Below are 20,538 nucleotides of genomic sequence, written 5' to 3'. Positions count from 1 at the left end.
CCTAGTGCGGCCCCGCGTAAGTCCTGCGGGGGTTCAGTCGGTGGTGTAGGTGAGGTCTGCGTGGTAGAGCTCGCAGGCGTCGTCGAGGGCTTGGGCGGGGGTGCCGGTGGGCTCGCCGCCGGTCATCCAGGCGGGCTGGTAGCGCCTGCGGTTGTCGTTGTAGAGGGCGTACTCCCAGGCGCCGGGCTGGCTGGTGAGGGTCAGCCGGAACAGCGGGTAGGGCTCGGCGTCGGGTGGGTCGTCGGGGAGGGTGACGTCGATGTAGGCGTGGGCGCCGTGGTAGCGGACCGCGAGCGCTCGCAGCGTCGGCCAGCGTTCGGCGCGGCGCGCGGCCAGCTCGGTCTCGAGGGCCTCGCGGGCACTGTCGGGGATCGTCGCCATGGCACCATGGTCGACCCGGCGGCGCGCCGCCGGGTCGGGCCGGTGCCTGATGGTGCAGATCGTGGTGGGTGGCTGATCCTCACATAACACTGACCGCGTCGCAGCGGGCGCGGCTGAAGAAGCTCGCCCGCTGCGCCCGCGCCGAGTGGCGGCGGGTGAGCCGGGCCCGGATCCTGCTGGACGCCGCCCACGGCCGGCGCCACCCGGACACCGCCCGGCGCAACCGGGTGCACGTCGACACCGTCCGCCGGCTGTGTGCCCGGTTCCGCGCCGAGGGCGAGGCCGCCCTCGGCGACCGGCCGCGGTCGGGCCGGCCGCCGCGTTACGGCCCCGACGCCAGGCTCGCGATCGTCTCGGCGGTGACCGAGGCGTCGCCGGAGGCCGACAGCCACTGGTCGCACCGCCTGCTGGCCGAGCACCTGGCCGACACGGTCGGGATCTCCGAGGCGCAGATCGGCCGGATCCTCAAGGACCTGGACCTGCGGCCGCACCGGGTCCGGGGCTGGCTCAACCGGCCGGCCGACCCCGACTTCGCGGTGAGGGCCCGCGCAGTCTGTGATCTCTACCTGAACCCGCCCGCGGGGGCGGTGCTGCTCTCGGTCGACGAGAAGACCCAGGTCCAGGCGGTCGCGCGGCGCCACCCCGACCGGCCCGAACGGCCCGGCCTGCGGACACGCCGCGAGTTCGAGTACGTCCGGCACGGCACCGTGAGCCTCTACGCCGCGATGGACGTGACGACCGGCCAGGTCCTCGGCGAGATCATCCCCGGCCGGAACGACTCGACGAACTTCTGCTGGTTCCTCACCCAGCTCGACCAGGCCATCGACCCGGCACTGAAGATCCACCTGATCCTCGACAACGGGTCGGCGCACACCTCCCGCCAGACCCGGGCCTGGCTCGCGGCACACCCGCGCTTCACGGTCACCTTCACCCCGAAGCACGCCAGCTGGCTGAATATGGTCGAGATGTTCTTCTCCACCCTGACCCGCCGCCTCCTGCGGCGCGGGAGCTTCACCTCCCGCGAGGACCTCGCCGGCAAGATCCTCAACTTCATCGAGGTCCGCGACCGCGACGCGAAGCCCTACCGCTGGACCTACACTGGCGAACTCCTCAAAGCCACCTGAAACCGACGCAGTCACGACCCCCGCAGGACTTACGCGGGGCTGCACTAGCCAGCCAGCGACGCCTGGCGTGCGGGCGGGCCCTCGGCTTCGGTGCCCTGCCGCGATGGGAATCGCCGCGAGGCGGGTGGGCCGGTGAGATCGGCATGCCCCGGCCGTGTCCTCTTCGAATGACGTCCCCGGCGCCGATCGGCCCGTCGTACTCCGGCGAGCAGGTCCACCGGGAGTTCAGTGAGCGGGCGGCGGCGGAGGCACCCGAGCGGCTTGTCCGGTCCGGGGTCTGATGGCGCTGGTGCCGGGTGGCTGATGGGGAGCCCGTCCGCGACGATCAGCGGCTCGTCGCGCCGGTTCTGATGACGGCCCTCGTCGTCGTCGAGACGGAGCACGGCGCCGAACGCCGCTTCGGACGCGGCCGCGCGGCTGTGCCGAACGGCTCTGACATGCTGGCGGCTGGATTGGCGACGACCATCTTCACCGGGCAGACGGCGGTTCTTCCTGCTGCTGACGAGGAGACATCGGCAATGTCCATTACCGGAGAGCTGGTCACCGAGACGTTGGAGTACGACGGTGGCCGGGAGGTCACGGTGTATCTCCCGTTGAAGCCGCCCGAGGCGGTCGTGTTCGCCGGCGACGGCCAGTTGATCTCGCAGTGGGGCGGTGTTCTGGAGGCGGCTGACGTACCGTCGACGATGATCGTCGGTGCGCATCGCCTCGTCGATGAGATGCAGCGGCTCCATGAGTACTCGCCGGGTTTCGACCCGGGACGGTTCGCCGCGCACGAGGGGTTCTTCGTCGAACAGGTCCGCCGCTGGGTGCGGACGCGTTTTGGAGTCGAGTTGCCCGCCGGCCGCACCGCGGTGTCCGGTGTCTCGGCGAGCGGAGAGCTCGCGCTCGCCCTGGGGCTCCGGCATCCCGATGTCTACGGTGCGATCTTCTGCGCGTCACCGGGTGGGGGCTACCGACCGCCTGGCGTGATGCCGAGCCCGGTCCCGCGTACGTACCTCGTCGCCGGCAGCCGCGAGCCGTTTTTCCGCGAGAACGCGGCGCGGTGGGCGGACGCGCTGCGCGACGCGGGAGCGGACGTCGTGAACTACGAGCGGCCCGGGTCGCACGGCGACACCTTCTGGCAGGAGGAGTTTCCCCTGATGGTGACGTGGGCGTTTGGCTAGAGAAGCATGGCGTCCGGCCGCTGATCCGTGCGGCCGGCCTCGGCACGGCGGTACCTGGACGGCGGCCACGCTCGCCGGACTCACCTCGCCCAGCCCGGTGGTGGCCTGTGGTGGTCTCGCGCGGCGGAGGCCTCGTGAGCTGCCCCCCGGGCCAGCCGGCGGGACGCTGTGGACACGCCCTGACGAGTGAGGCACCGGCGCACCGAAGCGATCACTCCAGCTCCAGCTGTAAGGGCCAGGTCCTCAACCCGCGAAGTCAGAGCCGTCTCTGCCGTAGTACCACTCGACCGGAGCGTCGCTGGCTGGAGCAGCAGCACGCCGCACAGGCCCTGGCCGCCCTGGTCGGGCGGGCTGGGCGGGCTGGGCGGAACCGACTGCGAAGCTGCCGATGACAGTCACGCCGTCCTGCTCGTAGACCGGGACCAGGGTTCGCTCTCCGGCCGCCGCCCGTGCCGCGACCTTCTTGTTCCATTCGACCAATGCGGCGGGCGGCAGACCGGTACCGATCGCAGCTTCGAGTTCGGTCCGCCTGACGTAGCCGCGCTTCCCGTTTCTGGTCCCAGCCGAGATCAGGTCCGGCCGGTCGCCTCGGGACAGGCCGTCCGCACCCGATCCGTAGGTCTCTCCGGCCGCATTCCTCGGCCAGGTTGGTCCCGACCCATCATCGGTCATAGCACCATTATCAACGCCCACCCGCCGTGCAATGCCTCCTCGCCGACACCGTGCGCCGCCCCGCGGCCAGGCCCGGGTCGCCGCGATGCGCCTCCCTCGTGGAAGCCTGTAGGGCGCCAGAACTCGGATACAGGTGTTGACCTGGGTCTTCAGAACTCGGCCACTGACGTTGGCCTGTCAGGTCCCGGGCTCCGCCGTGGTCTCGGCGAGTGCGTTGCCGTAGGCGTCGCCGATGCTGCCGACGGACGGGTCGACGCCGGCGAGGCTTGACGTCCACCACCGCGACCAGGCCGTCCTCGCGGGAACACAAGACGATCACAAAAGTGCTGCTGCCGTACTACGCCATCCAGCAAGCCAAGCCCGTCCATGTTGTATGGCCCGCCGGAGCGACCAGGGACTGACTGTCCGGCACTCCGATCCAGCCGCCCCTTCGGCGCGTCGGAGCGTCACATGATCGACTAGTCCGGCTGGCGGCATACCCGCCTTGCTCCGCGTACACGTTCTTCTGGGCTGATGAGCGGCCGGAGCCGAGATCCTATCGGCCGTGCAGCCATCGTCCTCCCGACTTTATATCGATTAGTTCCACTTCGAAGCGGACGTCGGAGTCGGGCGGAATGTAGCCCGCAATGCCTTGGCCGTACGCGTAGTCAGATGTGATGTCGAGCCGCGCCTTTTCGCCGAGCGACAGCTGGGGGAACCCCTCATCCCACCCCCTGAGCCCATGGAACGGGGCGGTACCGATCACGTGCGTCATCGGCCAGTCGCGCGGTCGATCACCGGACGAGGCGAAAATGTCGCCGGGGCGCGGGGGGTTGAGGCCGAACCAGTCGGCGTGCTTGACGGTGAGGAAGGTGGCGACATAGTGAAACGCCACCTCGTCCCCCTTCTTGGGGAAGGTCTTACCGTCCCCCGGCGAAATGGTTTCAATCGTTACGCCCATGCTGCCAGCCTCTCCTCGCTGATGGACCACCCCGCGCGGCGGCAGCTCGGCCCTGTAGAGCCGAGCAGCCCGGCGTCACCGACCACCGCACCCCGCGCGTGCAGGAACCGGGGATCTCTAAGAAGTATGTCAGTCGACCTACCTCCTAGAGGTCTGGACCGGCGAAAGCCGTGAAGATCGAGTCAAGCTGACGTATCGTGACAGGCACCCGCTCCGCGCGCTCAGCTCCGGCAGACGAAGAACGACAGATACATCGGCGGCGCCGACTGCGACGACGACACCGCCATGACCGCCGACTACGGCCAGTGGATGATATACGGGCCGTTCCGGGACTGGCAGCGTGATGGGACGTGGAAGCGGGTCCTGAGCGGGTTGCAGGCCCGGGCGGACGCCACCGGGATGATCACCTGGGAGGTGTCGGTGGACTCGACGGTGGCGCGGGTGCATCAGCATGCGGCAGGGACGTCGAAAAAGGGGATCTTCAGCGGGACAGCCCGGGTGGCGTTGACACCGAACCGGAAGATCATGGGATCGGGCGGTCCCGGGGTGGGTTGACGACCAAGCTGCATCTGGCCTGCGAACAGGGGCAGAAGCCGCTGGCGTTGCTGGTCACTGCCGGGCAGCGCGGGGACAGTCCGCAGTTCACCGCGGTGCTGGAACGGGTCCGGGTTCCCCGGTCTGGGCGGGGCAGACCGAGGACCTGTCCGGATCGGGTGCTGGCGGACAAGGCGTACAGCTCGAAGAAGAACCGGACTTACCTGCGTCGGCGTGGGATCCGCGCCACCATCCCGGAGAAGAAGGACCAGGCGGCGAACCGGAAGAAGCTCGGGAGCCGTGGTGGGCGGCCACCGTCGTTCAGCAAGGACGCCTACAAGCAGCGCCACGCCGTGGAGTGCGGCATCAACCGGTTGAAACGCCACCGGGCCGTCGCGACCCGGTACGACAAACTCGCCGTCCGCTACGAAGTAACAGTCACCATCGCCGCGATCAACGAATGGCTACCCTGACAGGCTTCCCAAACAGACCCTAGGCGGGGCCGAGCGGTCTCGGGCTGCGTGGCAGGGTATCGGGTATGCCCACTGATCTGCGTCAGAGGTGGAATCCCAACACGCATCATCACCGGTTGGTCCTAAACGAGGTTGCGCCAGGTGCAAGGACGGCACTCGACGTCGGTAGTGGTGATGGCCTGCTGGCGGCTGACCTTCGCGAGCTTGTTCCCGACGTGACGGGCATCGATCGGAACTCCGAGGTGGTGGAGCGGGCGCGCCAGCTCGACGCCGACATCCGGTGGGTTGTGGCGGACGTGATGAGTTGCCCGCTGCCCGAAAACCACTTCGACGTTGTCGCTTCGATCGCGGCTGTTCACCATTTGCCCGACCTGGGCGCCGGACTGGCGAAGCTGGCCGCGTTGACGGCCCCGGGAGGGGTGTTGGTCGTGATCGGTTGCGCGCGCAATGGGAATCTGGCTGACCTTGCGATGGAGGGGGTCGGTGTTGTCCAGTACCAGGTGTTCGCGCGCACTCGCGGGGTGTGGCACCACTCGGCGCCTGTCGAGATGAATTACCCCCATACCTATACCCAAGCGCGCAAGATCGCCTCGGCTGTTCTTCCGGGGATGCGGTGGCGGCGTCTTCCGCTGTTTCGCTATGCGGTCACCTGGCGCAAGCCCACCTGATCGCCCAGGGTTCACGAGAGGGCCGGGCCTAATACCGGACGCGACGCCGCGTCCCAAGGCGCGGAAGGAGGGCCAGGTCCCCGTGGACACGGGGACCTGGCCCGACGTTCGTTCGGGGTCAGGGGTGCCCCTCGGTCCGCGGCGGTCGCGCTGAGGATCCCGCATCGGATGCGAGAGGGTTGACGGTCGCGGTCGGTGGCGATTGGGAGTTGGGCCGGTGCGGTCGGTGGCATAGTCCACACATGGCGGGTCCGAGGTCGGGAGAGGTGCTGCTCAGGCCGATCGAGGAGGACGACTGGCTGGCAGTCCATGCCTGGGCGAGCCAGGAGCGGGTCTGCCGCTACCAGGCGTGGGGTCCCAACACGACGGAGCAGACACGTGAGTTCGTATGGGAGGCCGCGAAAGCGTGGACTTCCTCTTCTCGGACGAGGTTCGTCTACGCGGTTGCCCTCGACGGATACGTTGTCGGGAACTGCGAGCTGAACCTTCGCGGCCGGGATCAGGGGGAAATCAGCTACGGGCTGCATCCTGACTACTGGGGAAAGGGGCTGGCCACCACCGCCGCCAGCCAGCTCGTCCAGCTCGGATTCGAGGAGCACAATCTTCATCGTGTCTTCGCCACGTGCGACCCGCGTAACGTCGCGTCGGCCGCTGTCCTGCGGCGGCTCGGGATGAGTTACGAGGGCCGGATGCGCGAGACGATGCTGATACGCGACGGCTGGCAGGTGGACGCGGCCTGGCCGCGCGTTGCCGGCGCGGACCGGCCCGGCGGCCCGGCGGTGCCGGCCCGGATGCCACGCCCGCCGCGCCGGCGGCCGTGGACACCGAGCCGGCCTGAGCCGGCGGCGTCCTCACACCCGGGCCGCTGCCTCCGGTTCGCTGGCGTCGGCGGCACTCGCTGCGGCCGGTGGGAGGTCGGGTCGGGACGGCGATGTGGCTCGTGAGTCCAGGCCGAACGAGGCGAGGGCCGCTGCCACGAGCGCTCCGGCCGACACGTACCAGGCGTGCTGGAAGACCGCGTGGCTCGCCGCGCCGGAGGCGCGGCCCAGGATCGCCACCAGGACGCTGATCCCGATGACCGAGCCGAGCTGGGTGGCCATCGTCACGATCGCGCTGCCGGTCGCGGAGTCCTTCGGTGGCAGGCCGACCGTGGCCCGGGTGATCGCGGTCGGCACCGCCAGGCCGTAACCCAGGCCGAGGACCACCCAGGTCGGCAGGAACGCGGCCACGAACCGGGGCTCGTCGGTGACCAGGCGGGTCAGCATGATCGTACCGACGGCGGCCAGCAGCGCGCCCGCGACCGCGATCCGTCCCGCTCGCAGCCGGGTACGCGCCTGGAGGGTCTCCGCGACCGCCGAGCCGACCGCGAACATCACCGGGCCAGGCGTGGAGGCCAGCCCGGTGCGGATCACCGAGTAGTGCCAGTGACCCTGGAGCCACAGGATCGTCGAGAGCAGCTCGATCCCGAAGGCCATGAAGGCGACGGTGGCCACCAGGTTGGCGGTGGTGAACACCCGGTCCCGGAACAGGGAGAGGGTGACGACCGGCGCCGGGTGGCGGGCGGAGCTGGCCAGGAACGACGCCAGCGCGACCGCCGCGAGGACGAACGCGACGACCACCCGGACGCTCGACCAGCCCCAGTCCGGCGCCTTGACCAGCCCCAGGGCCAGCGCGCCGATCGCGACGATGAGCAGCCCGCCGCCGCGCAGGTCGGGCAGGTGGTCGCCGGCGTCCCGGCTGCTGGGCAGGTAGCGGGCGCCCAGCACGATCGCGGCCACCGCGACCGGGATGTTCACCAGGAACAGCCACCGCCAGGACGCCTCCACGAGCAGGCCGCCCAGCACCGGGCCGGAGGCGGCCGACAGCGCGCCGGTGGTGAACCAGATCTTCACGTAGGTGCCGATCTTCGCCGCCGGCGCGGTCAGCAGCACCAGGCCGAGGCTGGCCGGGGTGAGCAGGGCCGCGCCGACGGCCTGCAGGACCCGGAACCCGACCAGCACCCAGATGTCGCCGGACAGGCCGGCGCCGATGCTGGCGACGGCGAACACGGTCAGGCCAAGCAGGAAGCCACCCTTGCGGCCGAACCGGTCCACCAGGCGGCCGGCCGGCACCAGCAGCGCGGCGTAGACGATCGCGTAGCCGTTGAGCACCCAGCTCAGGTCGGCCAGGGAACCGGCGTGGGTGCCGCGCCCGATGGCGGGCAGGCCGACGTTGGTGACCCACACGTCGAGCTGGGCCAGGAAGCTCGCGATCGACAGGATCGCCAGCAGCAGGGCCGGGGAGACGGGCCGGGCGCCGGCGCCCGCACGGCGCTGGCTCGGGATGGGCGGGACGGCGCCGAGATTGGGACCGGCCCGGTCTGGCTGGGCTTCCTGCTGAGTCATGAGGTGGCTCGCATCTCGCGGTCGGGGGCCCGGCGCGTGCGCGCGGCGCCCGGTCGGCATGGAGGCCCAACGATCTGGACTGTTCAGTAAAGAACTCTGAGAGTTCTGGACTATTCCGCCAACAATCAGATCCGTGGATACGATCGCCCGATGGGGCGCCCACCTGGCTTTGACCGGCGGGAGGTGCTGGCGGCCGTCGAGCGCGAGTTCCGCAAGAACGGCTACGACGGGACGAGCCTCGATGACATCTCGGCCGCGACGGGGCTCGGCCGCGGCAGCCTCTACGCCGCCTTCGGCGACAAGCACGCGCTGTTCCTGGCCGCGCTGGGGGACTACTGCGATCAGGACGAGGCGTCCGGCGCGGCCGCGTTGGCCGGCCCGGACGAGACCGCGATGGAGCGCCTGCGGGCCTACTTCATCGACTCCGTCGACCGGCAGCTGAACGACCCCGAGCAGCTGGCCTGCATGGCCAGCCGCTTCACCGTCGAGCTGGCCGGGCGCGACCGGGACGCCACAGCACGGCTGTCCCAGGGCTTCGAAGCGCAGCGGGCGGCCCTGGCCGGCTGCCTGCGGGCGGCGCAGCGCAACGGCGACCTCGATCCAGCGGCCGAGCCGGTCACGCTGGCGACGTTGCTGGTCGTCGACTTCCGAGGCATCGGCTCCCTGATCGGGATTGGGCTGGACCGGGCTGAACTCGTCGCCGTCGTCGACGCGGCCCTGGCCGGACTGCCCGTGCCGCCCCCGTCGGCCGCCGCGTCCTGACCGCGCCGGCGCGTCCACCAAGCCACGCCCTGGACCAACCTTCGGAACCTAAAGTTGATCTTGCGATCGGACCGATCTTGGCCCGTTGATCGACGTCGGCCGCGCGCGCCACGACCGCGAGGGTGGCATCGTCGGCAACCGAAGATCCGCCCGCCTAGATCTCTTCATCTCCCCAGGGAGATGTAGAGATCGGTGGGAATACGAAGATCAACGGGGGAACCTACAAGTGGGTGTAGGTTCCCCGGTTGATCTTCCAGTCAGTGGCGCGCCGCCAGGGGTTCCCAGGTTGGATGTCACTAGGCGCAGTACTGACTTACCGGGTTCTGATGGCAGTTCTGCGCCGTGTTGCCTGGCGGAGGTGCGCAGCGTCTGACCACGTGTGAGTTGACCAGGTCACCGTCGGACGAACTCCTCCCACTCGCGCGCGGCCTGGTGGTCGCCGAGCAGGCGCAGGTCTCTGGCGAGGTTGTTCGCCGAGCGCAGGGTATCGGGATGGTCGTTGCCGAGGATACGGCGGCGGCGAGTCAACGTGTCTTCGTCGAGGGTTCGGGCGGCCTGGTGCTCCCCGAGCTCGCGCAGGTCGGCGGCGAGGTTGTTCATCGAGTCCAGGGTGTGGGGATGGTCGTCGTCGAGGACCCGGCGGTAGCGGGCCAGCGTGTCTTCGTCGAGGGTTCGGGCGGCCTGGTGGTCGCCGAGGGCGTGCAGGTCGGCGGCGAGGTTGTTCGCCGAGCGCAGGGTGAAGGGGTGGTCATCGCCGAAGGTGCGGCGGTAGCGGGCCAGGGTGTCCTCGTTCAGTTCGCGGGCGGCTTGGTACTCCCCGAGCTTGCGCAGGTCGGCGGCGAGGTTGATTGCCGTACGCAGGGTGTCGTAGTGGTCGTTGCCCAGGAGACGGCGGAGGCGGGCCAGGGTGTCCTTGTTCAGTTCGCGTGCGGCTTGGTACTCCCCGAGCTGGTGCAGGGCGGCGGCGAGGTTGATTGCCGAGTCCAGGGTGTGAGGGTGGTCGTCGTCGAGGACCCGGCGGTAGCGGGCCAGGGTGTCCTCGGCGAGGGTTCGGGCGGCCTGGTGCTCCCCGAGCTCGCATAGGTCGGCGGCGAGGTTGTTCGCCGTAAGCAGCGTGTTGGGGTTGTCGTCGCCGAGGACGCGGCGCCAGCGCGTCAATGTGTCTTCGTCGAGGTCCCGGGCGGCACGGTAGTCCCCGAGCAGGTACAGGGCGAAGGCGACGCTGTGCGCAGAGCTCAGGGTGGCGGGGTCATCGTCGCCGACCATCCGGCGGCACCGCGCCAGGATGTCCTCGGCCAGGGTCCGGGCGGCCTGGTAATCCCCGAGCAGGAGCAGGGCGTTGGTGAGGGCGCTCGCCGAGGTCAGGGTGTCGGGATGATCACTACCGAGGATGGTCGTCCACTGCTGGTGCAGCGCGGCGGTGAGGGTGTGGGCGGCGCGGAAGTCGCCTCGGGTATAGAGATACATGCCGGCCTCGGCCAGCAGCTCGCGGGCCTCGCTGCCGATGTCGGCGCCGGCGTCGTTGGGGTGCAGGGCGGGGGCGGTGAGAACCTGGGGCGCCAACTCGGCCCAGACTGGCCAGCCGGCCGGGTCTACCACGTAGTAGGCGGGCCGGTGGGCCACCAGCAGTTCCCGCGCGGTCGCGGCGGCCTTCTCGTGCCGGTCGGGGGGCTGGTGGGCACGAATGACGGCCGCGACCAGCCGGTGCAGCGCGATGGTGTCCCCGAAGCGACGGGCCAGGGAGTAGAGCAGCACCGCGCCGACGGTGTCGTCGAGATCCTCGGGCGCGGCGGCAGGCTTGCGTCTGGTCCACCGTTGGTGCCTGACGGGTCGCCTGAACAGGGCCAGGGGGATTGGTTCGGGTCCGAGGTGGGCGCAGATGTCCAGCAGCGTTACGGCGGCCGGCGCCTGGGTGCGCAGTCGGTCCAGAGCGAGCGACCAGACGGTGTCGAGGTTGCCGCCATAGGCCAGGTCACGGCCCCGGCCGAGCATCTCGGGGCGGCGGGCGCGGAACTTCGTCAGATAGTCAGCTGGGGATACGCCTGTGGTCTCCAGGTAGGCGGCGCCCTGCTCGAGGGCGAGCGGGAGGTCACCGAGTTCGGCGGCGAGCGCGTCCGCGGCCTCCGGGTGGATGTCCGGCACACGGCGGGCCAGCAGCGCGACGGCCTCGTCGCGGGGCGGCACGTTGACGTCGAGGGGCGCGGCGAGCCCGCCCCATGCCGGGTTCCGCGACGTGACGATGACCTGGCCGGGGCCGCCGGGTAACCAGGGTCGCAGTGCGTCGGGGTCTTCGGCGTTGTCGAACACCAACAGCCACCGCTCCCGGCGACGCAGGGCGTCCAGCACGGCGTCCGCGTCGTCGGGCATCCGTCCGGTGGTAGGCAGGTCGAGCCGGTCCGCGAGGTCGGCGAGACGCTCGCCGACCAGGGCGGCCTGCTCGGCCTCGACCCACCAGACCAGGTCGAACGCGGCCGCGTGCCGGTGGGCGTACTCGATCGCGAGCTGGGTCTTGCCGACGCCGCCGAGGCCGCGCAGAGCGGTGATCGCCACCGGTGAGCCCTCCGCGAGTCCGGCCCGCAGCCGGTCGAGCAGATCCTGGCGGCCGGTGAAGTACCTCAGCCGCGGGGGCACGTTGAAGATCGCGGGGTGCCGGCCTGGGAACGGTGTGCCACCCGCTCCGCCCCCAGACGTCGGCGCTGCGCCGGGAAACCCGGTGGAGACTCGGGTTGTCTTGGCCAGCCCGGTGGCCTCCAACAGCCGCCGCCGGGCGGTGTCCTCGTCGACGCCGTGCAGGTCCCGGTAGGAGACGGTGGCCAGCACCGGGGGCATCGGGCAGTCGGCGACCCGCAGCGGGATCAGTTTCATGCCGGCCAGCGCCCCGGTCCATTCCTGGGTGCACCAGTGGGAGTCGAAGTAGGCGGGCGAGCAGATGGCGACCGTCCGCCCGGCGGCCGCCATCTGATCGTTGATCCAGACGACGAAGTTCGCCCCGGCCGGGGAGTCCCAGACCTGCACGGTGACGGTCTTGCCGGTCCTCTCCAGCGCCTCGGCGACCCAGGTCGCCCACGCCTCGTCGGCACCGGTGTAGGACACGAAAAAATCCACCCGCGCAGGCGGCAGGCCGGCTGGCTCCTCCCCCGGGACCACGCTCACAGCTTGCCAGACCGGTGTGGACCGTCACACCACATCCACACCGAATCATGACGCTGGCGGCCAGCCGAAGACCGACAAATCTGTCCAAATCTCGTCGGACAGTGGGGGACTTCCCGGGGGACGTTCACGCCGCGACCGCCGACTGCGCTGATGCAACTCGCCGTTCACAGGATGCTGGCTGCGCTTGCGCCCGGCGTCAGCTGGAAGATCCGCCGACCTGGATCTTTTCGTGTCCCCGGGGAATATGAAGTCCTCGGCGGGAATATGAAGATCGACGGGGGAACCTACAGGAGTCCGCGGTTGTGGACCGCGACACGATCGAACTAGTGTTCGAACAATTGCTCGCGGTGACCTATGCTCACGCTCTGATAGCGGGCGAGTACGGGTGGGCTGGCGTGAGTGGCGCTGACTGATGCCCCAATGCCGGATCGTGCGCGTATCGCTGGATGTGACCGAAATGGAGCGAGGCCTACGGATAGCGGTGGAACCGCTCGTATGGTCTCAGGGGGCGCGCCCGGGCTGGCGCACGGGGCGATGTCTCGGCATGGCCGAGCCGCTGCCTGAGTGTGCATGCCTGGGCGCGCATGGTGCGGGACGGGAGGGGACGCTCCGGTGGCTCGGCTGGGTATCGACAAGGAGTTCTTGCGGGACTTCGCGCGGCTGGACAAGCCCGTCCAGGAGAAGGTCACCGACACGTTCGCGAAGTTCGAGCACGCCACCCACACCGGCCTGCACCTCGAGAAGATCAGCAACGCGCGCGACGGCCGGCTGCGCACGATCCGGATCGACCAGTTCTGGCGTGGGGTCGTCCTCGCCCCGGACAGCGGCGACTCGTTCACTTTGCTCAAGGTCCTGCCGCATGACGAGGCCTACACCTGGGCCCAGCGGCGCCGGGTCTCGGTGAACGCCGCCACCGGCCGGATCGAGATCCGCGACAGCGTCGCCATCGACGCGACCCTGCCGGAGATGACCCGTTGGGCGAGCCGCGTCGACGAGTACCGGAGGCTGCTCGCCGACGTGGACGACGCGACGTTGCGGCGGCTCGGTGTCGACGACCAGACGCTCGCCTTCGCCCGCGCGCTCACCGACGTCGCCCAGCTCGAGACCGCCAAGGCGTTCCTGCCGGACAGCCAGTGGTCGGTGCTTTACGGCCTGGTCGCCGGGATGTCGCCCGAAGAGGTCTGGGCGGACATCGCGGCCGACGTCACCGGCCTTACCGGTGACAAGGCGCCGCCAGTCCCAGCTGACGGCGTCACGGCCGACCAGGCCCGCTTCGACCCGGACGATGTCACCGCCGCGGTCGAACGCAGCCAGGACCGGGTGGTGCTCGTCTCTGGCCCTGCCGCGCTGCTCGACATGCTGAGCCACCCGTTCGACCTGTGGCGGATCTTTCTACACCCCGTCCAGAACAAGGTCGCCCTCGGCCATTTCCGCGGGCCGGCGCGGGTCACCGGTGGCCCGGGCACCGGCAAGACCGTCGTCGCGCTGCACCGCGCCCGCCACCTCGCAGCCGGCGGTGAGGGCCCCGTCCTGCTGACCACGTTCACCAAGGCGCTGACGTCGACGATCGAGGCGAACCTGGCCCTGCTGGAGGAGAAGGCCGAGATCCGTGACCGGATCACGGTCCTCACCGTCGACCAGGTCGCGAACCGGATCTACCGGACGGCCCACGGCAACCCGCCGCTCCTCGCGGGCGCCGACGAGGCCCTGCTCTGGCAGGAGACCGTCGCCGAGCACGGGCTGCCGCTGGGCGAGCGGTTCGTCGCCGACGAATGGCGCCAGGTCATCCTCGGACACGGGATCACCGACCTGGCCGGCTACCAGGCCGCGTCCCGCGCCGGGCGCGGCCGGGCGCTGACCGCCGCGCAGCGCGCCCGGGTGTGGGCCGCCGTCGAGGCGTTCCAGGCCCGGCTGCGGGAACGGGACGCGCTCACCTACGCGATGGTCTGCGCCGAGGCGACCCGGCTGCTCGAGGCCGGCGCCGTGCCCGCGGACCTGTTCGGCCCGCATGCGCCGGGCGTCCCGGTCCCGTCCGGCGGGCGCCGGCCGTTCCGCCACGTCATCGTCGACGAGGCGCAGGACCTCAGCCCCGTCCAGTGGCGGCTGCTGCGCGCCGTCGCCGGCCCGGACCAGAACGACCTGTTCCTCGCCGGCGACGCCCACCAGCGGATCTACGGCAACCGGGTGACACTGCGCGAGCACGGCATCGTCGTCGCCGGCCGGGCCAGCCGGCTGACCATCAACTACCGCACGACCGCCGAGATCCTCGCCTGGAGCCTCGGCATGCTGCGCGACGAGCGGATCGACGACCTCGACGGCGGGCTCGACCGGATCGCGGGCTACCGCTCCGAGCTGCACGGCCGCCGGCCGGTGCTCGTCGGCGCGCTGACGCCGCCCGACGAGCTCAAGGGCCTCGTCGAGGTGGTCCGCGGCTGGCTGGACGCGGGCGTCGAGCCGGCCGAGATCGGCGTCGCGGCCCGCAAGAACATCCTCGTCGACGAGGCGGTCACGGCGCTGACCGACGCGGGGATCATCGCCAGGGCGCTCAGCAGGCCGAAGCTGAAGGGCCGCCGGGGCGTCGCCCCGGCAAGCCCCGTCGCCGTCGGGTCGATGCACGGGATGAAAGGGCTGGAGTTCCGCTGCCTGGCCGTGGTTGGCGTGTCCGACGGGCTCGTACCGGCCCGCAGCCCGGTGACACCGGCCGAGGAGGACCCATACGCACACGCCGTCGATCTCCTGCAGGAACGCTGCGCGCTGTTCGTCGCCTGCACCCGCGCCCGCGAGCAGCTCTACGTCTCCTGGAGCGGCACCCCCAGCCCCTTCCTCACCGCCGTCCGCTGACGGACGTCCCGCCGCCTGGACGGGGAAGTCTCGCCGCGCCTGGCGGCATGCAGGTCCTCACGAGGTGTCCTTCGGGATCCGGGGCCCGCTTCTGGGCCCGCGACCGCCGCCGGGCCAGGATCCGGATCCGGCCCGGGAGCCGGGCGGGCCGGCTGGGCCGGGCGAGTCGGCGGACGGTCGCCGCCGGGTGGCCTGCGGCTGGAGGGCACCGGTTGACCAGTGGCCTGCGGCCGGCCGGTGCCCTCCACCGCCGCGGGGGTTAGCCGGGGCCGGCGGGGCAGCGCACGGCGGACCAGGAGGACGATCATGACGGCGAGCAGAAGGTCGACGAAACCGCCGACGGCGTCGAGGAAGTAGTGGTTGCCGGTCGACATGACGACGAGGGTCGTCATGACCGGGTAACACGCCCCGATCACCCTCACGGCCCGATGGCGAGCGAACCTGGCCAGGAGGTAGCCGCACCACAGCGCCCAGCCGCAGTGCAGTGACGGCATCGCCGCGTACTGGTTGGTGAGGCCGCCCAGCCCGCGCGGGGCGCTCGCGTCGCCGCCCCACCAGCCCCAGCCCGAGACGTCGGCCATCGTGTCGTGGTACCCGGTGCCGGCCAGCAGCCGTGGCGGAGTGGTCGGCAGCAGCCAGAACCCGACCAGGCCGATGACCGTCGCCAACAGGATCGTGCTGCGCGCCACCCGGTAGTGGCCCGGGTTGCGCCGGTACATCCAGATCAGCACCGCGGGCGTGAGGATGTAGTGCAGCGTCGCGTAGAAGTAGCAGGCGGGCACCGCCAGCGCGGGCACCTGCGCCAGCACGTTGTTGAGGGTGTGCTCGGGGTTGATGTGCCAGACGTTCTCCAGGCGCAGCAGCTCCCGGCCGAGGTGGTCCGCGCTGGCCAGGTCGTCGCTCTTGAGGCCCCGCACGCCCGTGTACGCGCCGTAGAGGAGCGCGATGCCGATGACCTCCTGCCACCAGTGCGGCAGGCCGTTGCCCGCCGCCACGGCGCGGGCCGGTTTTACATGTGGCTCCGGGTCTGGCCGTCCCTCCGGCTCCTGACCCGGCCCCCGGCGTCGTCCCCGCCGCGGCCTGGGCTGGGCTGAACCTTGGGTGTCGTTGGTCGCGACGGCCACCTGGACCTCCTCGGAGCTCGACGACGGGCAGGCGCAGCCAGCTCCCACCTGAAGGGGGACTTAAGAGAGCGTTATCGAGGACAAATCCGCCCGTCAACTGATTTAGTCCCAGCAAAGACTGGTGTGAGGCCAACCACTCATCGCCGATCGGGAGACGTTTTCCGCCTGTTCACGCGCGCGCCCGCTGCGGCGCGGGCACGTCGGCCGGTCCGGCGCCGGTGCTCGCGGCCACCGGGGACCTGCGACGGAGCGTCACGAGGGGCGTACCGCGGTGCCAGCCGCCGGACAGGCTTTAGTAAGGTCGTAGACAGGTCGAGAGGCGCTGCAACGGGCCACCGATGCTGGGCTACCTGTCGGGTACCAGGGTGGGCCGCCACGCTCGGCTGGTTCCGCATCCCCAAAGGGCGCCTCCCACAACTTATGCGGGAGGTGGTCAGGTGGTCGCCGTCGTCAACGAGGTTCGCGAGCACGAGCGGGCGCGACGGATCCAGGCGCTGAGGGACCGGCTCGCCCAGCGGGTCGTCGTCCTGGACGGTGCCTACGGCACGATGCTGCAGGGAGTGGGCCTTACCCCGGCCGACTATCGGCTCGGCGGTTTCGTCCCCGTCGACCATCCTCGCGACGTCACCGGTGATCCCGACCTGCTCAACCTCACCCGCCCGGACGTCATCCGGGACGTGCACCGCCAGTACCTGACGGCGGGCGCGGACATCGTCACCACCAACACCTTCACCGCCACCAGCGTCGGCCAGGGCGACTACGCCCTGCAGTCGCTGGTCCGGGAGATGAACCTGGCCGGCGCGCGGATCGCCCGCGAGGCCGCCGACGAGGTCGCCGCCGAGACCGGCAGCCCCCGGTTCGTCGCGGGCTCCATCGGCCCGCTCAACGTCACCCTGTCGCTGTCGCCGCGCGTCGACGAGCCCGCCTACCGGGCCGTCACGTTCGACCAGGTCAAGGCCTCCTACTCCGAGCAGATCGCCGCGCTCGCCGACGGCGGCGTCGACCTGCTGCTCATCGAGACGATCTTCGACACGCTCAACGCGAAGGCCGCGATCGCGGCCGCCCAGGAGACCGCGCCCGAGCTGCCGCTGTGGATCTCCGTCACGATCGTCGACATGTCCGGGCGGACGCTGTCCGGCCAGACCGTCGAGGCGTTCTGGACGTCCGTCGCGCACGCGAACCCGCTGGTCGTCGGGCTGAACTGCTCGCTCGGCGCCGCCGAGATGCGCCCCTACGTCGCCGAGCTCGCCCGCCTCGCCGACACGTACGTCGCCAGCTACCCGAACGCCGGCCTGCCGAACGCGTTCGGCGGCTACGACCAGACCCCCGGCGAGGCGGCGAACCTGCTCGGCGAGTTCGTGACCTCGAGGCTCGTCAACATCGTCGGCGGTTGCTGCGGCACCACCCCCGCGCACATCGCCGCGGTCGCCGCCGCGGTCCACGGCGTCGCGCCGCGGCCCGTCGCCGCGCCGCCTGAGCGCACCCGGTTCAGCGGCCTGGAGACGTTCGAGATCGGCCCCGACACCGGCTTCGTCATGATCGGTGAGCGGACGAACGTCACCGGCTCGGCCAAGTTCCGCCGCCTCATCGAGGCCGACAACCAGCAGGGCGCCGTCGACGTCGCCCTCGAGCAGGTCCGCGGCGGGGCGAACATCCTCGACGTCAACATGGACGCCGACCTGCTCGACGGCGAGCAGGCCATGACGACGTTCCTCAACCTGATCGCGACCGAGCCCGAGGTCGCCCGCATCCCGATCATGATCGACAGCTCCAAGTGGACCGTGCTCGAGGCCGGGCTGCGCTGTGTGCAGGGCAAGGGCGTGGTCAACTCGATCAGCCTCAAGGAGGGCGAGGAGCCCTTCCTGGAGCACGCCCGACTGATCCGCTCCTACGGCGCGGGCGTCGTCGTCATGGCCTTCGACGAGCGGGGCCAGGCGGACAGCACCGAGCGCAAGGTCGAGATCTGCGAGCGGGCCTACAAGCTGCTGACGGCCCCCGAGGTCGGCTTCCCGGCCGAGGACATCATCTTCGACCCGGCCGTGCTCGCCGTCGCGACCGGCATCGCCGAGCACAACGGCTACGCCAAGGCGTTCATCGACGCCCTGCCGATCATCAAGGAGCGCTGCCCGGGCGTCAGGACCAGCGGCGGCATCTCGAACCTGTCGTTCTCGTTCCGCGGCAACGACGTCGTCCGTGAGGCGATGCACTCGGCGTTCCTGTACTACGCCGTGCAGGCCGGGCTCGACATGGGCATCGTCAACGCGGGCCAGCTGACCGTCTACCAGGACATCCCGGCCGACCTGCTCGAGCTGGTCGAGGACGTGCTGTTCGATCGCCGCGAGGACGCCACCGACCGGCTCGTCACGTACGCCGAGGACCTGCGCGCGTCCGGCGGTGGCGCCACCGGGCCGCGCCGCGGCGCCGACCTGTCCTGGCGTGAGGCGCCGGTGCGCGAGCGGCTCTCGCACGCTCTCGTCCACGGCATCGTGGACTTCATCGAGGCGGACACGGAGGAGGCGCGGCAGCAGGTCGCGCGGCCACTCGAGGTCATCGAGGGCCCGCTGATGGACGGCATGAAGGTCGTCGGCGACCTGTTCGGCGCGGGCAAGATGTTCCTGCCGCAGGTCGTCAAGTCCGCCCGGGTGATGAAGCGGTCCGTCGCCTACCTCGAGCCGTACATGGAGGCCGAGAAGGAGAAGGCGCTGGCCGAGGGCCGCATCGAGCCGGGCCGCGGCGCAGGCAAGGTGGTCCTCGCGACCGTCAAGGGCGACGTCCACGACATCGGCAAGAACATCGTCGGGGTCGTGCTCGGCTGCAACAACTACGAGGTCATCGACCTCGGGGTGATGGTGCCGGCGACGAAGATCCTCGACACGGCGGTCGCGGAGGGTGTCGACGCGGTCGGCCTGTCCGGGCTGATCACCCCGTCGCTGGACGAGATGGTCAGCGTCGCGGCCGAGATGGAGCGGCGGGGGCTGAAGCTGCCGCTGCTGATCGGCGGCGCGACGACGTCACGCCAGCACACCGCGGTGCGCATCGCCCCCGCGTACAACGGGACGACGGTGCACGTGCTCGACGCGTCCCGCGTCGTCGGGGTCGTCTCCGACCTGCTCGACACCGACCGCGCCGCGACGCTGGACACACGCAACCGCGAGGAGCAGGCGACGCTGCGCGAGCAGCACGAGAACCGCCAGCAGCGTCCGCTGCTCTCGCTCGCGGCGGCCAGGGCCAACCGCGAGCCGGTCAGCTTCGCGGGCCTCCCGACGCCGGCGTTCACCGGGACGCGGACGGTGACGCCCACCATCGCCCAGCTGCGCGAGTTCATCGACTGGCGGTTCTTCTTCCTCGCCTGGGAGCTGAAGGGCACCTACCCGGCGATCCTGGACGAGCCCGTGGCGCGCGAGCTGTTCGATGAGGCCAACGCCCTCCTCGACCAGATCATCGCCGACGGGTCCTTCACCGCCCACGGCGTCTATGGCTTCTGGCCGGCCCACGCCGACGTCGACGACATCGTCTTCGACGTGGCCGGCGCCGACGAGGACGGTGCCGGCGCGAGTGGCCGCGGCGGCGAGGTCCGCTTCCCGATGCTGCGCCAGCAGACCGAGAAGCCGGCCGGCCGGGCGAACCGCTGCCTGGCTGACTACGTGGCCCCGGCCGGCGGCGGAGACCACATGGGCGCGTTCGCCGTCTCCATCCAGGGCGCCGAGAAGCTGTCCGCCGGCTTCGAGGCCGTACAGGACGACTATCGGTCGATCATGGCCAAGTCGCTCGCCGACCGCCTCGCCGAGGCGTTCGCCGAGTACATCCACCTCGAGGCCCGCCGCGCCTGGTTCGAGCCAGACGCGGCCCCGGCGCTGGCCGACCTGCACGCCGAGCGCTTCCGCGGCATCCGCCCCGCCCTCGGCTACCCCGCCTGCCCCGACCACACCGAGAAGCGCGCCCTGTTCGACATCCTCGGCGCTGAGAATCTCGGCATGGAACTGACGTCGTCCTACGCCATGACCCCGGCGGCCGCCGTCAGCGGCCTCATCTTCGCCAACCCCGAGGCCCGCTACTTCACCGTCGGCCGCATCTCCCGCGAGCAGGTCAAGGACTACGCCGCCCGCCAGGGCAAGGACGTCGCCGACGTGGAGCGCTGGCTGCGCCCCAACCTCGCCTACGACCCCGACTGACAGCTCGCCCGCCGGGGCGCCTCCTTGCTTGCGGACAGTACGGAGGCCCTCCGCCGGGTGGGAGGTCGGGGCTGCGGGGGGTGGTAGGTCCGCCACGGTCCGCGATAGGGTGGCCGAACTGTCCGCCCTATACCACGCGGAGAC

General features: G+C 70.7%; 14 protein-coding genes. 9 read left to right on the top strand and 5 right to left on the bottom strand.

Translation table 11 applies throughout. The annotated features are described in order from the left end of the window. Window positions 1–33: 33 nt before the first annotated feature. Window positions 34–381, bottom strand: a complete 348-nt coding sequence (locus tag BCD48_RS02485) for a hypothetical protein (protein ID WP_071046596.1) — start codon at window positions 379–381, stop codon at window positions 34–36. 68 nt (window positions 382–449) lie between these two features. Between BCD48_RS02485 and BCD48_RS02480 the strand changes: the two genes are divergently transcribed. Then, window positions 450–1,505 (top strand): IS630 family transposase, encoded by a 1,056-nt coding sequence (locus BCD48_RS02480; RefSeq protein ID WP_071046595.1) that lies wholly within the window; start codon window positions 450–452, stop codon window positions 1,503–1,505. 296 nt (window positions 1,506–1,801) lie between these two features. Then, window positions 1,802–2,671 carry an alpha/beta hydrolase gene (locus BCD48_RS02475; RefSeq protein WP_198543046.1) on the top strand — a complete coding sequence of 290 codons (870 nt, stop codon included), beginning with the start codon at window positions 1,802–1,804 and terminating at the stop codon, window positions 2,669–2,671. 1,207 nt (window positions 2,672–3,878) lie between these two features. Here the strand turns inward: BCD48_RS02475 and BCD48_RS02465 are convergent. Then, window positions 3,879–4,283, bottom strand: a complete 405-nt coding sequence (locus BCD48_RS02465; RefSeq protein ID WP_071046594.1) for an FKBP-type peptidyl-prolyl cis-trans isomerase — start codon at window positions 4,281–4,283, stop codon at window positions 3,879–3,881. 285 nt (window positions 4,284–4,568) lie between these two features. Between BCD48_RS02465 and BCD48_RS56345 the strand changes: the two genes are divergently transcribed. The 4 genes from BCD48_RS56345 (at window position 4,569) to BCD48_RS45305 (ending at window position 6,902) form a co-directional block, all read left to right on the top strand. After that, window positions 4,569–4,838, top strand: a complete 270-nt coding sequence (locus BCD48_RS56345) for a hypothetical protein (RefSeq protein WP_241841463.1) — start codon at window positions 4,569–4,571, stop codon at window positions 4,836–4,838. Beyond that, window positions 4,835–5,290, top strand: a complete 456-nt coding sequence (locus BCD48_RS56340; RefSeq protein WP_071046593.1) for an IS5 family transposase — start codon at window positions 4,835–4,837, stop codon at window positions 5,288–5,290. Before BCD48_RS56345 ends, BCD48_RS56340 begins: the two co-directional genes overlap by 4 nt. Window positions 5,291–5,355: 65 nt before the next feature. Further along, window positions 5,356–5,958 carry a class I SAM-dependent methyltransferase gene (locus BCD48_RS02450; RefSeq protein WP_071046592.1) on the top strand — a complete coding sequence of 201 codons (603 nt, stop codon included), beginning with the start codon at window positions 5,356–5,358 and terminating at the stop codon, window positions 5,956–5,958. A 266-nt stretch (window positions 5,959–6,224) separates the two neighbouring features. Continuing rightward, window positions 6,225–6,902, top strand: a complete 678-nt coding sequence (locus BCD48_RS45305; RefSeq protein ID WP_198543044.1) for a GNAT family N-acetyltransferase — start codon at window positions 6,225–6,227, stop codon at window positions 6,900–6,902. Here the strand turns inward: BCD48_RS45305 and BCD48_RS02445 are convergent. Continuing rightward, on the bottom strand, window positions 6,810–8,342 hold the full coding sequence (locus BCD48_RS02445) for an MFS transporter (protein WP_071046591.1): 1,533 nt from the start codon (window positions 8,340–8,342) through the stop codon (window positions 6,810–6,812). The genes BCD48_RS45305 and BCD48_RS02445 overlap by 93 nt on opposite strands. A gap of 150 nt (window positions 8,343–8,492) precedes the next feature. On the opposite strand from BCD48_RS02445, the gene BCD48_RS02440 reads away from it, so the two are divergent. Then, window positions 8,493–9,104 carry a TetR/AcrR family transcriptional regulator gene (locus BCD48_RS02440; RefSeq protein ID WP_071046590.1) on the top strand — a complete coding sequence of 204 codons (612 nt, stop codon included), beginning with the start codon at window positions 8,493–8,495 and terminating at the stop codon, window positions 9,102–9,104. A 393-nt stretch (window positions 9,105–9,497) separates the two neighbouring features. Here BCD48_RS02440 and fxsT read toward each other — a convergent pair whose 3' ends face one another. Beyond that, window positions 9,498–12,197 carry an FxSxx-COOH system tetratricopeptide repeat protein gene (gene fxsT, locus BCD48_RS02435; protein ID WP_157910419.1) on the bottom strand — a complete coding sequence of 900 codons (2,700 nt, stop codon included), beginning with the start codon at window positions 12,195–12,197 and terminating at the stop codon, window positions 9,498–9,500. Window positions 12,198–12,869: 672 nt separating this feature from the next. On the opposite strand from fxsT, the gene BCD48_RS02430 reads away from it, so the two are divergent. Then, window positions 12,870–15,098, top strand: coding sequence for a UvrD-helicase domain-containing protein (locus tag BCD48_RS02430; protein ID WP_071046588.1), 2,229 nt, complete (start codon window positions 12,870–12,872; stop codon window positions 15,096–15,098). Here BCD48_RS02430 and BCD48_RS02425 read toward each other — a convergent pair. After that, complete coding sequence (locus BCD48_RS02425; protein ID WP_071046587.1) at window positions 15,047–16,093, bottom strand: phosphatase PAP2 family protein; 1,047 nt, start codon at window positions 16,091–16,093, stop codon at window positions 15,047–15,049. The two genes, BCD48_RS02430 and BCD48_RS02425, sit on opposite strands and share 52 nt — an antisense overlap. 566 nt (window positions 16,094–16,659) lie before the next feature. Here BCD48_RS02425 and metH point away from each other — a divergent pair. Continuing rightward, window positions 16,660–20,394 carry a methionine synthase gene (metH, locus tag BCD48_RS02420; RefSeq protein ID WP_071046586.1) on the top strand — a complete coding sequence of 1,245 codons (3,735 nt, stop codon included), beginning with the start codon at window positions 16,660–16,662 and terminating at the stop codon, window positions 20,392–20,394. Window positions 20,395–20,538 lie beyond the last annotated feature (144 nt).

It is taken from the genome of Pseudofrankia coriaricola (genome assembly GCF_001854805.1).
In the GTDB taxonomy this organism is placed as follows: domain Bacteria; phylum Actinomycetota; class Actinomycetes; order Frankiales; family Frankiaceae; genus Pseudofrankia.
This window is presented reverse-complemented; position numbering and strand designations above follow the sequence as displayed.

Excerpts from the sequence above, each read along its gene's own strand:
- BCD48_RS02485 (WP_071046596.1), bottom strand. The coding sequence starts at position 381 with ATGGCGACGATCCCCGACAGTGCCCGCGAGGCCCTCGAGACCGAGCTG.
- BCD48_RS02465 (WP_071046594.1), bottom strand. The coding sequence starts at position 4,283 with ATGGGCGTAACGATTGAAACCATTTCGCCGGGGGACGGTAAGACCTTC.
- BCD48_RS56345 (WP_241841463.1), top strand. The coding sequence starts at position 4,569 with ATGACCGCCGACTACGGCCAGTGGATGATATACGGGCCGTTCCGGGAC.
- BCD48_RS02450 (WP_071046592.1), top strand. The coding sequence starts at position 5,356 with ATGCCCACTGATCTGCGTCAGAGGTGGAATCCCAACACGCATCATCAC.
- BCD48_RS02445 (WP_071046591.1), bottom strand. The coding sequence starts at position 8,342 with ATGACTCAGCAGGAAGCCCAGCCAGACCGGGCCGGTCCCAATCTCGGC.
- BCD48_RS02440 (WP_071046590.1), top strand. The coding sequence starts at position 8,493 with ATGGGGCGCCCACCTGGCTTTGACCGGCGGGAGGTGCTGGCGGCCGTC.